We start from the raw sequence: 14,116 nt of genomic DNA, 5'->3' as shown, positions 1-14,116 counted from the left end.
AAGTTGATGAACCTACTGATTGTAGACGACCAGAAACATATCCGCGACGGGCTGCAGGCAATGGTGAGCCAGTTCCCGCAGCAGCCGGACAGTATCTATAGCGCCGCTAACGGTATTGAAGCCTTGCAGCTGCTCCGCCGGCACAGCATCCAGCTTGTCATTACTGACATCCGCATGCCCGATATGGACGGCCTTGAGCTGATGGCCCGGACCCGGGAGGAGCAGTTGACCGTTGATTACCTGATTATCAGCGGCTATGGCGATTTCGCTTATGCCCAGAAGGCCATTGGGCTAGGGGCAAAGGGTTATCTGCTCAAGCCTGTGAACCGCGAAGACCTGCAGGCCTCGGTGGAGCATGTGTGGCAGGAGATCATGACCCGGCAGGCGTTGTCCCGCGACATGGAGCAGCTCTCCCGTATGGCCCGGGAGACGGACCGTAAGGAGCTGAGCCTGTACATGCAGGGCTCATCCTACGACGAGGCATGGACTGGCCGGACGGAGCAGCAGCACCCGGAGCTGTGGGGCAGCTACCGGCTGTGCCTGCTTAGCGAGGAACGGCGGATCAACCAGCCGGGCGCGAGCAGCGCCCACAGCATGGAGTCGCTCGCCTATAGCGTGTACGGCAGCGAAGGCTGCCTCTGCCTGCAGCGCCGCCCGCATCTGATTCTGGCGGTGGACGCTGCCGCAGATACGGGCAAGCTGCCCGAGGCGCTTAAGGCAGCGCAGATCGCAGCGACAGCAGCCATAACCGCACCGCAGCAGGGCTTAAAATCGCTGCCCGCTGCCTACACTGAGGTACAGGAGCTGTACAGGCACAGCTATCTGTTCCCTGAGCTGCGCTGCATTCTGCCGGAGAAAACGGCCGGACTGGTGCAGCAGTGGCAGCTCCCCCATGAGGAGCTGTACGCCCTGTTCCGGTTCATCGGAGCGGATAGCGGGAGCCGGATCGCCGAAGGCATCTCTATGCTTTTTCATAAAAATGTGCTGCAGCGCTATCACATCGGCTATACGGAACGGCTGTGCCGGGCGGTAGTGCAGATGCTGGAAGAGTATGAATGGGTGATCCGCCCCTACATGGGCGAGGATGCGCTGGATCTCGATCCGCTGCGCAACCTCTATGATCATCCGGGTATCCGCGAATATATTCAGGCGCTCCAGCAGCAGATGCTGCGGCTGAGCCAGTTCTATCACGAATTCAAGTGCAGCTACCGCAACTCCCAGGACCTGAATGAGGCGATCCGGTTCATTCACGAGAATTACCACAAGCCGCTGGACCTGGCGATGGTGTCCAACCATGTGTCGCTGAACTACGCCTATTTCTCCAACCTGTTCAAGAAAAACGTCGGCAAGGGCTTCGCCGAATACCTGCGTGACGTGAGATTGGATAAGGCGCGCCGTCTTCTGGCCGAAACGGAGTACAAGATCGTCGAGATCACGCCGCTGGTCGGCTACGAAAGCTACAAAAGCTTCACCCGCGCCTTCCGCGAGGTCATGGGCATGCAGCCCACGGAGTACCGGCAGATGGTGCGGCGCAAGCAGGGGTAGCGGACGCTTTTCACGGAAAAAAGGCCTTACTCCAACGAACCGCTGGACTAAGGCCATCTTTTTTATACAGACTGGGTCTGCCAATATTGCTTGGCAATGCGCTGTCCTTGATTAATCTTCGCCCATTGCTCGTCTTCTGTCAGCTCATTACCGCCGTCACAGGAGGCAAATCCGCATTGATGGGAGAGGTACAGCCGGTCTTTATCAATAATCGTTGCTGCTTCATTCAGCAGTCTGACTACGCGCTCTTCATCATCAAGCGTATTGGTCTTGGAGGACAGCAGGCCGAGTACAATCTCGGTTTCCGGACGATCCTTGAAGACTGCAAGCGCCTCAAGCGAACCCGCACGCTCATCATCCCACTCCAGGAAAAAGCGGTCATACTTCAGCTGCTTCAGGAACAGGTTGGCAATCTTAACGTACGAGCCCCCGCCCATGTTACGGGAGTCGTAATTGCCGCGGCAGTTGTGCGTCCAAACCTTCAGCGCCAGGCTATGGCCGTAATCAATCACGGTGTTGTTAATATCAATGAATTCAGTGGCCAGCGCCTGTACTTCCTCCTGATTGATATTTTCGCCGGTATAAGGGGAGTTCGGGTTATCATCTGCAAAAAGCTCCCACAGGCAGTCATCGAACTGAATGATTTTGCCGCCTGTTGCCGCAAATTCGCCTACAAATTCCTTATACGCTTTAACGAGACCGTCCTTCAGCTCTTGTCTGTTCTTGTAAACGGCATCCTTGCCGCCAATGTTGTCAGACCAAGACAGCTCTCCAAAAATATGCGACGGGGACGGGACACACAGCTTCGTTTCGCGGTCACCGGCATGCTCCTGGAACTCTTTGAATATTTTGATAAAATGATGATTCTTCCCGCTCAGCTCGCCCGTAATCCGCAGGCCGATATCCTTGCGTGTCTCATATTTGGAAGTGCCGTCTGTATCCCGGAAAAAGTACCCGTGATCCGCGATATACCGCTCGATCCCTTCAAAGCCCCAGACAAAATCCAGATGCCACATCGACTTGGAATACTCACCGTCCGTGATTACCGACAGGCCATGCTCGATTTCCTTGTTCACTACATCCTTAATCGCCGCAGCCTCACAAGTCTCATAACCCGCAAAATCCTCATAAAACGGATAGCTGATATCATCCCGGTGCTCAATCTGCGTTTTATATTTTAACAGTTCCGACGGCCGCAGCAGGCTGCCTACGATTTGAAATTTATTACACATTATAATTCCTCCTCCGTTATGCTCGCATCAAGTTCTTCGTGCTGTGATTGTAGCATGCGGCTGAGGCCGGCCGATAACACCTAAATGTCATATCTGGTTATAGGGAGGGGCTATAGCTCCCCAAAACCAAAATATTGGGCCTGTATATAAAATTCTGTACCTTTTACCGGACAATCCCATTCGCTAGAATGAAGGTGTGCTCATTTGTAAGCGGTTTCTAGTGTTCAAATTATTCTAAAGGAGGGCAAGTATGAAACGATTGTATAACGCTGAGCTCCGGTTCCCGCGCAAGGTTTGGAGTCTGTTTCTCGCTTTAGTGATGTTATCGGGCATAGGGTTACTACCGGCCTCTAAGGTTCAGGCAGCGGCTACTACGGTAACGTCCATGGCTTATTTCTCGGCGGCAGACGGGCCGGTCATCTCCAAATCGGGTGTGGGACAAGCCAGCTACGGGTTTGTTATGCCAATATTCAATGGCGGTGCGGCAACCTGGAATGATGTATCCGGCGATGTCGGCGTCAAAGTGAAGAAAAATGGCAACTGGGTAGACATCGACAGCGCAGGGGGCTTTGTCTATAACCAGAACTGGGGTCACTGGAGCGACGGCGGTGCGAACGGCTACTGGTTCACGCTCAGCGCCACTACTGAAATTCAGCTATACTCCAAAGCCAACAGCAACGTTACGCTGAATTACACACTGGCATTCCAGAACGTTAACACAGCGACTATTACGTCGATGGCAGCAACGCAAGGTCCGGTGCTTACCGCAGGCTTTACCGGCAGTGCGGGCTTTACGTATCCGGTGTTCAACAATGATCCGAACCTCATCTACGCCGCAGTAGCCCAGGATCTGAAGCTGTCCGTCAAGCCGGTCAGCAGCAGCCAGTGGGTTAACATCGACAACAATGCGGCCAGCGGCTGGATCTACGACAGCAACTTCGGCCAGTTCACCGAAGGGGGCGGCGGCTACTGGTTCACCGTAACGGAATCCATTAACGTGAAGCTGGAATCCAAAACCTCCGGGGCCAGCCTGGTCTACACCATTAACTTCAATCAGCCGGTCCGTAACTCGTATGTGCTGTCCGCCTATGACAGTAATACGACTTACACAGCCGACAACAACGGCTCCATCGGCTTCCCGCTCCCGAAAATTGACGGAGGCGCGCCAATCGGCAGCGAGCTGGGCAAGTTCGTCTATCAGATTAAAAAAGCGGGCGTATGGGTCGATCTCAGCAGCTCCGCCCAGAGCGGCTTTGTCTATGCAGGCAACGGATACAATAACATGTCCGCCGCCAACCAATGGGGGTACTGGGCTGACTATATCTATGGCCTGTGGTTCCAGCCCATCCAGGAGAACATGGAAATCCGCATCGGCTATCCGCTGAACGGACAGACCGGCGGCAATGTCGGTACCAACTATGTGTATTACAACTTTATCGGCAATCCTAATGCTCCGCGTCCGGATGAATCTGACCAGGAGGACATCGCTATCGGCACGCCAAGCGACCCGGCCATTGCCGGGATGAACCTGATCTGGCAGGATGAGTTCAGCGGCACTGCGCTTGATACAAGCAAATGGAATTATGAAACCGGCTATTACATCAGCAACGACGTGAACAGCTGGGGCTGGGGCAACGCCGAGCTGCAGCATTATACCAACAGCACGCAGAACGTGTTCGTCTCGGGTGGACAGCTGAATATCCGCGCCCTGAACGACCACCGTTCGTTCCCGCAGGACCCTAACCGGTATGCGGAATATTCCTCCGGCAAAATCAACACCAAAGACAATCTGTCCCTCCAGTACGGACGGGTAGATATCCGCGCCAAGCTGCCTACCGGTGACGGCATCTGGCCGGCGCTCTGGATGCTGCCTGAAGATGCCGCCTACGGCGCCTGGGCCGCTTCCGGTGAAATCGACATTATGGAAGCCAAAGGACGGCTCCCTGGTACAACCAGCGGCGCGATTCACTTCGGCGGCCAGTGGCCGGTGAACCGGTACATCGCCGGCGAATATCACTTCCCGCAAGGGCAGACGTTCGCGAACGATTACCACGTCTATACAATGGTATGGGAAGAGGACAACATGAAATGGTATGTGGACGGCAAGTTCTTCTTCAAGGTCACCCGTGAGCAGTGGTATTCGGTAGCCGCACCGAACAATCCGAATGCACCGTTCGACCAGCCGTTCTACCTGATCATGAACCTGGCTGTCGGCGGCCATTTTGACGGCGGCCGGGTACCGGCAGCATCCGACATTCCGGCTACCATGCAAGTGGACTATGTGCGCGTGTATAAGGAAGGCACCGGCGGAAATCCGGGTAACCCCGGCAATGTTGCGGTCAGCGGAGTCACTGTGACACCGGCCTCCTCGCAGATCGAAGTCGGGCAGAGCGTTCCGTTAACCGCTAATGTAGCGCCTTCGAATGCTACCAACAAGGCAGTTAGCTGGTCCGTTTCCAACCCGGCGGTTGCTTCCGTTAATGCCAGCGGCAGCGTAACCGGACTCGCGGCGGGCACCGTCACAGTAACCGCTACAACCGCTGACGGCGGCAAAACCGCCTCCAGCACCATCACTGTCGTAACCCCGCCGCCTGTCACCGTCGTCATCGGTGACAGCGTACGCGGCCTGAAGAAGACCGGCAACAACCTGCAATTCTACGTCAACGGCGCAACCTTCGCCGATCTGCACTACAAAATCAACGGCGGCGGCCAGCTCAATGTAGCCATGACCTCCACCGGCAACGGCAACTTCACCTACCCGGTGCTTAACCTGAAGCAGGGTGATACGGTAGAGTACTTCTTCACCTACAACCCGGGCCAGGGAGCGCTCGACACGCCTTGGCAGACTTATGTGCATGGGGTGACGCAGGGGGTGCCGCAGTAAGATTGGCAGCCGTGGTATGAAAAAAGACCTCAATCCCGCTCCGCAGAGCGTGTTGAGGTCTCTTTTATCATTTTCAATGATCACGACTTTGGTAGTTATTATTAAGGTCTGATGCTCATTGTTTTTAATCGACCATTTTTGACTGCCACCCAATAAACAGCCCCATCGTAATATACCGGACGCTCAAATGAGTTTAACGGTAGTCCGCCCAGTGAGGTTGCAGGGGTGATAACTGTTCCATTTTCAGATAACACCATGTAGAAGGTATCCTCATCTGTAGACCATAATATGACAATGCGGTCATCAGCCGATACCACTTGCGGAGCAATAACATCTGTATCGTTATAATTAGTAAGCCAGTGTACACCGTAGTCTGTTACTTTTTCGAGCGGCGAATTATTACTGTCATTTATATCTGTTGAAAGAGCACCGCTACGAACTTCTCCACCTGTAAACATAGATTCGGAAACCTGTCCTGCTTGCGGGTCAAAGATCTGGACAAACAAATTCTGTTTCTCACTCTTTGCCTGCTCACTTATGGATTTGGCCGATGCGCCAACCAAAGCGACACCTTTACTTGTCTCTGCAAGTCCCCCAAGCTGGGCAAACGTTGTGTTCACTATATACATATCATAGTTTGCATTTGCTTCAAGATAGAAATGGAACAGTATTTCTGAGTCATCGCCATATTTTCCGGAGCTATTATTAACTCTGAACCCGCGGGCGTACGCATCACCATGACTGGCAAAGAGGAAACCTGATGATTTCTTGCTGTAAATCAGACTTTGGTTAAAAGAATGTCCGCTATAAGTATCATTAGGCAATAAATAAGGCGACATATCGGATATTTTTACAGCAATGACATTATCGCTCTGATGGCCATCGTATCTTCTTTTGGAATGATAATTGACCAATATACCATCAGCTATAACAGAAACGGAGTTGCCGTGCGCAAAGGGCACCTTGGTTTTTGCTGAATCAGCATCACGCCATGGCGTAGATTTTCCTACAAACCCGGTTGTTTTCAGCTCTTGTCCTTCTGGTGAGTATTTTGTAATAAAGACGGTTTCAATTGCAGCATTCTGTGTATCATTTTCTTTCCCCCAAACGACATAAAAATTACCGTCGTCATCTGAAATGACATCCCCAAGAATAGGATACTTCACTTCTAAGGTTAACGTTTTGCCGGGGGTTGTTATCTTAAGCTGATTATTATCGGCATAGGCGTAAGCGAGACCGTCCCCTTTATAGGGAAATTGATGGACTGAGGAAATTTGTGCCCAATTATCTACTCCATACGCTTGTGTATTCTCCAGCCCGTCAACGATAATGGCCCCTTCCTGTTCAATGGAAAGAATCTGTTTTGCTGCGTCCCATGTAACTTCATAACCAAGATTCTCAACGACTGCACGAATGGGCAATAATGTGCGTCCATTATAGATTTGCGGCGGAACATCCAACTGCACCGGAGATCCTCCGCTTACTTGCATTTGCTGGCTATCGATTTGCAGACTTAGTGTTTTATTACCTTTACTTACAGTCGTGGTCCGTGTACCAACATCCCATTTAATGGTCGCGCCGATCTTCTCACAGACTGCACGAATGGGAACCAGTGTCCGGCCATCTAAAATAATGGGGGGCTGATCAAATTCGACTGATTCCCCTTCAACGTTGACTCTTATATCATTGCTTTTCGCATATGTGGTTGTACTTATCGCCGGCAAACACAACGATAATCCTAATAATAACGCCAGACACTTCTTCAAATCCTTCAGCCTCCAATATGTAAGTTGAACCTATTTTTCAATTCTCGATAACCCATTCTCCTTCGCCCTTTGGCTCCTCGAAGCCGTTAAGAAAGGTATTTAACAGCTCCTCAGTAATCGTAAAAGCAGCATTCGCATCAAAACGCTCACTCCGCACCTTCAGCCGCCTCCGCAGCTCATCCGGATGTACCTTCAGGTAGATCAGCTTCCAACGGCCTCCCGCCTCCTCGATCAACTGCTTATACTTGTCCCTTTCCGCCTTGTTCCAGAAGCTGGAGTCAACTACAGCCGGTTTATTCTCTTTAATACACTGTACAATCTGGTTGTGCAGACTGAGATGCGCCTCATTCAGATACTCCCGGTATTTCTCGGCCGGATAATCGATCCCGTACCGCCCATGAACCGCCCACACCTCTTCATCAATAGACAGGCGCGTGAAGCCGTATGGCTCTATTTTCTGCGAAAAGGTCGTCTTGCCCGAGCCCGCTATCCCGCACATCAGTACAACCAAAGGCTTATCCGAATCATGGTCTGGGCCGAGCAGCTGCTCCAGGTCTGCTTTTTGTAACATTGTATGTCCCTCCTTATCTGGCAGTAAGCTTATGAACCAGGCTTCGTATCTCCGTGCTTAGTCTTGGATTGGCCGGGTAGACCGCTTCAATAAACTCTAAAATGCATAACGCCGACTCTGGTACACGATCATATCCCTGCAGCATACCGCCAAGCTTTTCGACAAAACCGGGGTACCGCTTCTCTAAACGGCGCTCATTTCCGAAGGGATCGGGGAAATAATCCACTTCCGGCTCCAGCAGATGAAGCACCGACAAAATCCGGTCGATCGCATGCCCCTGAATAAACCGCGCTGCCGACAGGCGCTCTCCCCTGCCATAACGGCCTAGCCCTACATACAGATTGGTTAACGCTTCATTCAGCGGAAAGTCCAGGGAATCACACTTTTGACTGGGCAGCGGTCTGCGCGGTTTGGCAATGGCCGTGTTGCTGTACAGCGGATCCTTCCACACCACCCGGCCCTCCGTATAAGCGGCATCTGTCAGCTCCCGCTCCTCAAATATCGCATATTCCCCGTAAATCCCATCCTCGAACAGGATTTTGCAGCCCGCATCAGAGTTTTTAAAAGCATAGGCAAGCGGATACGTCTCCTCCAGCCAATCCAGCCGGTCAATATACCTGTCCTTCTGCCCTGCTTCCACAATAACAAAAAAATCCAAATCCGAATACTCATCCAGCCGCTCCAGCTCCACCCCAACCGAGCCCACACCCAGCAGCAGAAGCGCCCCACCCTTACGTCCAAGCGTCTCCCCAATCTCATCCAGCCTTTGTAAAAGCAACTCTGTCCGCAGCACGCTAATATTCCCCCTATGTCGGAATGCAAAAAGGGCCCAACCCACACTTGTCAGCGAGGTTGAACCCTAAGGTTACATTGCCTTTGATTTTCTAGAGTAAAAATAGCATATAATGGGAGTGGGTGTCAAAGGAACAAAGCAGGACATTTATATTTCCCTGGTTTCTTCCCTCAGCCATGCGCTCTCTTCATCATTTAAATAAGGCGCCAGCTTCGTATATACCTCTTGATGATAATGGTTTAACCACTCTTTTTCACTCTCTGTCAGCATATCTGTATGAATACCGGCCAGATCAATTGGACAATACGTAATGGCTTCGAACTTCATAAATTGACCAAACTCTGTTTTCTCATCTTCAACTACCAGCATCATATTTTCAGTTCTAATTCCATATTTACCTTCAAGGTAGATTCCCGGTTCATTCGTAATGATCATGCCTTTTTCTAATACAACAGTACTAGTACCATTTCTTATACCCTGTGGTCCCTCATGAACATTCAAGAAAAACCCTACCCCGTGGCCCGTCCCGCACTTATAGTCGATACCATATTGCCATATTGGTTGTCTTGCCAGTACATCTAAGTTAGAGCCTGTAGCCCCATATAAATATTTGACTGAGCTTAATGCAATAAATCCTTTTAACACCAAAGTAAAATCTCTTTTCTGCTCATCGGTAAGCTTTCCTAAAACAATCGTCCGTGTAATATCTGTTGTTCCATCATAATACTGTCCGCCGGAATCAACTAGTAAAAAGCCTTCATTCTGAAGTGTAAATTGCGTTTCTTTAGTGGCTTTATAATGCATCAACGCAGCATGTTCTCCATAACCAGCTATCGTATCAAAGCTAGGCCCAACAAATCCTTCCTGCGCTCTTCTGAAATCTTCTAACTTTTCTTCTGCGGCAATCTCTGTAATTTGTTCCTTAGGTACAACGGATTTTAACCATTTGATAAATTTCACCATGGCTACACCATCTTTTATTTCACACCATCTCACATTGTTAATCTCAATTTCACTTTTAACCGCTTTTAGATTCGTTGTGATGTCAGGACTTTCAATTTTTTTGGTATTAGTGTTGATGGCGTTATACAAGTTACTATTTGTTTTATTCGCATCTAAAATAATGGAATCTCCGCCCGAAAGATTTCCCAAGAACATATGTATGTCATCATACGCTTTTAACTCGATTCCTTCAGCCCCCAGCTCTAATTTACCACAGGAGGAACCTTGCAAGAATCAATAAATAAATAACAGTTTTCTTCTGCTACGATTACATTACTGATTACAACCGGATTGTTAGGCACATCGGCCCCTCTTATATTCAATAGCCATGCAATGTCATCTAAGGAGGTCAAAATATAGTAATTGGCCCCTATAGTTTTCATTTCTTTTCTTACTTCATTTAATTTATCTACCCGCGATTTGCCTGCATATTTTACGTCTAAAGTAAACATTGACCCCTTAGGAATCTCCGGCCGATCTTCCCACAGATCACCAATGAAATCTTGATTCATTTTTAACCCGATTTTTTTTGCTTTTAGATCTTTTTCCATCCGTCTAACCATATGAATTGAAAAAACATTGCCATCAAAGCCCACAACGCTTCCTTCATGAAGAACATCTGCTAACCATTCCGAATAAAAGGGTACCCCTGGATCCGCCATTCTAAATAATCTGATTCCTGAGCCCTCAAGCTGCTTGACTGCCTGAATATAGTATCTGCCATCTGTCCATAACCCGGCATCCTCTAAGGTAATCACTACTGTACCTGCAGACCCTGTAAATCCTGATATCCATTCTCTTCCTTTCCAATGTTCTGCTACATATTCGCTCTGATGTGCATCAAAGCTGGGAACGATATAAGCATCCATTTGATTTGTTCTCATTAGCTGTCTTAACTCTTCGACCCTATCCCTGATATTCATTTCCAATATCTCCATTTTTATTAAGACCAAATGCATTAGAAACTATTATATAAAATAACAACTCTTAATAATCCTACTCCTAATATAATGGCAAAACAAATATAGTTGCCTCCTCATCCTAAACAATCGGGGGAATTTCTCTCTTTGCCGGGGAAAAGATGCAGTGTGGTAAACCAGCGGATATAAGGAGCATGCACCGGAATTCCCGACAAATTTTATATAAAAATAAGGGTATGTTCTGCCGATAATTATCTTATTACAAAAAAAATATAGGTCTGAAGGGGCATTTACGATTAACCCAGACGGTAGAGTCTAAGGAGGAGAAGGATTTATGAGAAAAAAATGGCTTGCTTCATTTTTGGTTTTATTAATGTGTGCGTCTGGTAGTGCGCTTTATGCGGAGGCGAAGACTTCGGCAGACTTCACTGATCTAAAGGATTTGGATGCGGCCACGAAGGCAAAGTTTGATGCAATGATTAGCGCCGGGATTTTTGATGGCGTCAGTAATACGACGTTTGGGCTCAAAGAGGAAATGAACCGCGCCCAGTTCGCGAAGATTGCAGCATTGATTACGGGTATTGAAGTCAATAAAGATCTGAAGACATCCAGTTTCAATGACGTTAAGGCGGATGATGCCGCCAATGGTTATGCGCTGCCCTACATTGAAGCACTTAAAACTGCCGGCATAACGGACGGCTATGGCGAAGGTACATACAATCCGGCTGGCAAAGTGACTAAAGAGCAATTGGCTACGTTCTTGGTTCGAGTACTAGGCAAAGACGCGGAAGCAAAAGTGAAGACGGGTACCGATACAACCGTATCCAACTGGGCGCAGGGTTATGTGGCCGAAGCATTGCATCTTAAATTGTTAACCAACGGTGCTGATGGTACGTTTGGCGGCAAAGCGAATGCTACCCGTGATTTGCTGCTTACCGGTGCATACGAAGCAAAACAACAATATAAAGCGCCGACACCGACGACAACGCCAACACCGACACCAACGCCAACACCGACACCAACGCCAACACCGACAACAACACCGACACCGACAACAACGCCAACGCCGACACCAACGCCGACGCCAACGCCGACACCAACACCGACGCCAACGCCGACACCGACGCCGACACCAACGACAATGCCAACGCCGACACCAACGCCGACACCAACGCCAACACCAACACCAACGCCGACGCCAACGCCGACACCGACACCGACACCAACGCCGACACCGACACCGACGCCGACACCGACACCGACGCCGACACCGACACCGACACCGACGCCATCCAATCTCGCACTAGATATGATTAATGCATCTGTTGGGACATGGATCAATGTTGATGAGACGACGTTTGCTGAAGCCGGTATTACGGGTGTCACGCCGTCGAACCTAGCAGAGGTCGAAGATGCATTGGATGCGGACGGGACAGCTCCATGGACGGTTTCAGAAATTCAATCGATCGTAGATTCGGTTATTAACGGTAGTACTCAGCAAGCAGCACTGGATTTGATCAATGCTGCATCGGCTTCCGGTTTATGGACGAATGTTGATTTGACGACGTTTGCCAATGCAGGTATTACGGGCGTCACATTAGAGGACCTATTCTCCTACGAATACGCATTGGAAACCGGATTAACACCACTTCCAAGAACATTGTCTCAAATCCAAGCGATTGTAGACGAGACTAATCAGGCAATTGTGTTAGCAGCAATCTATGATTATTTGAATCCTTTTGGTGAAGGCTCTGCTCCTAATGAAGAAGTATTCGCTCTGGCTGGTATAACCGGAGTGACAGCTTCGAACTTAAGTGAGGTCTTATCTGCCCTTGAATCGGCCTATCAGGAGGCCAAAAACAATCCTTTTGGAACGCCTATGTCTACTAAACAAGATATTCAGGACGTTGTTGACCTTGTCTTAAGCTACTATACGGATTAAGGAGAGTTGTAATCGTAACACCGCAGAGGGGTTGCTTATTCTTGAGTTGAGGGCAGCTCTTAAGCGAGAAAACCATTTCAACTAGATAAATAACGGTGTAAGGGAGGCTATCCCTTCACCGTTATTTTTAGTTTTTGATTTTATTGGCGGTCTCACCCCAAACGAAGGTGCATTGATGGAGCGATGATCTCCTTGACCAAATCTCTGATACTGCTCACGCTCCTATGGTCTGCATGATATTCACTTCATCTAATGGGATCCCATTTCAGAAGAGCGTGTGGGAACAGCTAAAGAAGATTCCTTCAGGCAAAACCCGTTCTTACGCCGATATCGCACTGGTAACCGCAAAAAATTTGCTGTTATTTATGATACGGCTCCCCCCGATTGATCTTCACAGCGCGATAAATCTGCTCCACCAGCACCAGCCGCATGAGCTGATGAGGCAGCGTCATGCGGCCGAAGCTCATGCGCTGCTGGGCGCGGCGCATCACGTCATCGGAGAGGCCATGGCTGCCTCCGATGACGAACACGACATGGCTCGTCCCGTAGGTGCCGAGCCGGTCGATTTCCGCGGCAAGCTCCTCGGAGCTCCAGAGCTTGCCGTCGATCGCGAGCGCAATGACATGCGCGTCGCTCTTGATGTGCGCGAGGATGCGCTCGCCCTCGCGCGCTTTGACCTGGACAACCTCAGCATCGCTGAGATTGTCCGGGGCTTTTTCATCCGCCACCTCAATCACCTGAAACTTGAGGTATGGCGTCAGCCGCTTGGCATATTCTGCGATGCCGCTGACCAAATATTTTTCCTTCAATTTGCCTACGCCAATAATTTGAATGAACATGATATCCTCCATATGCCGGCCGGGAGACGGCTGTTGCTCGTTAATGTGAATGTATAATAAGAAGGCAGATTGTAACTGCCTGCTCCGCCTTAATTTGTCCGAAAATAAGCAATTCCATAAAATACAGCCACAATCACTACGGCCAAGACTACAAAAGCAATCACGCCGGTCATAAACGACCCGCCTGCCGATTCTTTTGCCAGTTCTTCTGCTCTCCGCTTGGCTGCATCTTCCTCTGAACCATTCAAGTTGCCAGGCTTCATAAACACGCTGCACCAGCTCCTCTCTATCACCATAGCTTACCATATCCCGCACCCGCTGTTTACTGGCATGTACATTTTGTCTGAAGTAATTGTTAAATAAATCAGGTTAACTGGTAGAACCTCTGCTTGAGCAGTGGTCTGTCAAAATTAAGTGGATTTCCGCCACCTAATTCAACCGTTCTCTAAATTTTCTGCTCATTAGGTGGAAAATCGCCACTTATTCTAGACGAAAACTCCCTCTTAGAGCAAAATCCGAGAAATTAAGTGTCGTTTTTCCAACTAACAACCTCCCACCTATGGCTATAGTAAGAAATAGTTTACCTTTTTCCACTTAGATCAGTCATGGGTAGCCTGTAAGG

9 protein-coding genes and 2 pseudogenes are annotated in these 14,116 nt (G+C 49.6%); 4 read left to right on the top strand and 7 right to left on the bottom strand.

All coding sequences use genetic code 11. From position 1 onward, the window contains the following. The first annotated feature begins 6 nt into the window (after positions 1–6). Positions 7–1,545: a response regulator gene (locus BLR64_RS17875; RefSeq protein ID WP_090716184.1), complete on the top strand. Its 1,539-nt coding sequence runs from the start codon at positions 7–9 to the stop codon at positions 1,543–1,545. A 62-nt stretch (positions 1,546–1,607) separates the two neighbouring features. On the opposite strand, the gene BLR64_RS17870 is transcribed toward BLR64_RS17875, so the two are convergent. Continuing rightward, positions 1,608–2,777 carry a cobalamin-independent methionine synthase II family protein gene (locus BLR64_RS17870; protein ID WP_090716182.1) on the bottom strand — a complete coding sequence of 390 codons (1,170 nt, stop codon included), beginning with the start codon at positions 2,775–2,777 and terminating at the stop codon, positions 1,608–1,610. Between the two features lie 250 nt (positions 2,778–3,027). Between BLR64_RS17870 and BLR64_RS17865 the strand changes: the two genes are divergently transcribed. Further along, positions 3,028–5,661 (top strand): family 16 glycosylhydrolase, encoded by a 2,634-nt coding sequence (locus BLR64_RS17865; protein WP_090716180.1) that lies wholly within the window; start codon positions 3,028–3,030, stop codon positions 5,659–5,661. A gap of 101 nt (positions 5,662–5,762) precedes the next feature. Here BLR64_RS17865 and BLR64_RS17860 read toward each other — a convergent pair whose 3' ends face one another. The 4 genes and pseudogenes from BLR64_RS17860 to BLR64_RS31255 all read right to left on the bottom strand — a co-directional run bounded on the left by BLR64_RS17860 (position 5,763) and on the right by BLR64_RS31255 (position 10,716). Further along, positions 5,763–7,427 carry a copper amine oxidase N-terminal domain-containing protein gene (locus BLR64_RS17860; RefSeq protein WP_167360713.1) on the bottom strand — a complete coding sequence of 555 codons (1,665 nt, stop codon included), beginning with the start codon at positions 7,425–7,427 and terminating at the stop codon, positions 5,763–5,765. 37 nt (positions 7,428–7,464) lie between these two features. Further along, positions 7,465–7,998 (bottom strand): P-loop nucleotide/nucleoside kinase family protein, encoded by a 534-nt coding sequence (locus tag BLR64_RS17855; RefSeq protein WP_090716177.1) that lies wholly within the window; start codon positions 7,996–7,998, stop codon positions 7,465–7,467. Between the two features lie 13 nt (positions 7,999–8,011). Continuing rightward, a complete protein-coding gene (locus BLR64_RS17850; RefSeq protein WP_090716176.1) occupies positions 8,012–8,791 on the bottom strand; it encodes a hypothetical protein in 780 nt (259 codons plus the stop codon). 147 nt (positions 8,792–8,938) lie between these two features. After that, positions 8,939–10,716: pseudogene (locus BLR64_RS31255) on the bottom strand (aminopeptidase P family protein). A gap of 331 nt (positions 10,717–11,047) precedes the next feature. Between BLR64_RS31255 and BLR64_RS30580 the strand changes: the two are divergent. Beyond that, complete coding sequence (locus BLR64_RS30580; protein WP_208607194.1) at positions 11,048–12,655, top strand: S-layer homology domain-containing protein; 1,608 nt, start codon at positions 11,048–11,050, stop codon at positions 12,653–12,655. Between the two features lie 224 nt (positions 12,656–12,879). Beyond that, positions 12,880–12,981 (top strand): annotated as a pseudogene (locus BLR64_RS17830) (MGMT family protein); the annotation flags it as partial. A 33-nt stretch (positions 12,982–13,014) separates the two neighbouring features. Here the strand turns inward: BLR64_RS17830 and rlmH are convergent. Beyond that, positions 13,015–13,494, bottom strand: a complete 480-nt coding sequence (rlmH, locus tag BLR64_RS17825; protein ID WP_090716175.1) for a 23S rRNA (pseudouridine(1915)-N(3))-methyltransferase RlmH — start codon at positions 13,492–13,494, stop codon at positions 13,015–13,017. 89 nt (positions 13,495–13,583) lie between these two features. Continuing rightward, complete coding sequence (locus BLR64_RS17820; RefSeq protein ID WP_090716173.1) at positions 13,584–13,763, bottom strand: hypothetical protein; 180 nt, start codon at positions 13,761–13,763, stop codon at positions 13,584–13,586. Positions 13,764–14,116: the final 353 nt, after the last annotated feature.

The sequence above is a fragment of the Paenibacillus typhae genome, from assembly GCF_900099765.1.
Lineage (GTDB): Bacteria > Bacillota > Bacilli > Paenibacillales > Paenibacillaceae > Paenibacillus_AQ > Paenibacillus_AQ typhae.
The sequence above is the reverse complement of the archived record's forward strand: the minus strand, read 5'-3'. Positions and strand labels throughout refer to the sequence as shown.

Bases quoted from the DNA above. Each gene is read 5' to 3' on its own strand.
- BLR64_RS17865 (WP_090716180.1), top strand. From the start codon at position 3,028: ATGAAACGATTGTATAACGCTGAGCTCCGGTTCCCGCGCAAGGTTTGG.
- BLR64_RS17875 (WP_090716184.1), top strand. From the start codon at position 7: ATGAACCTACTGATTGTAGACGACCAGAAACATATCCGCGACGGGCTG.
- BLR64_RS17870 (WP_090716182.1), bottom strand. From the start codon at position 2,777: ATGTGTAATAAATTTCAAATCGTAGGCAGCCTGCTGCGGCCGTCGGAA.
- BLR64_RS17855 (WP_090716177.1), bottom strand. From the start codon at position 7,998: ATGTTACAAAAAGCAGACCTGGAGCAGCTGCTCGGCCCAGACCATGAT.
- rlmH (WP_090716175.1), bottom strand. From the start codon at position 13,494: ATGTTCATTCAAATTATTGGCGTAGGCAAATTGAAGGAAAAATATTTG.
- BLR64_RS30580 (WP_208607194.1), top strand. From the start codon at position 11,048: ATGAGAAAAAAATGGCTTGCTTCATTTTTGGTTTTATTAATGTGTGCG.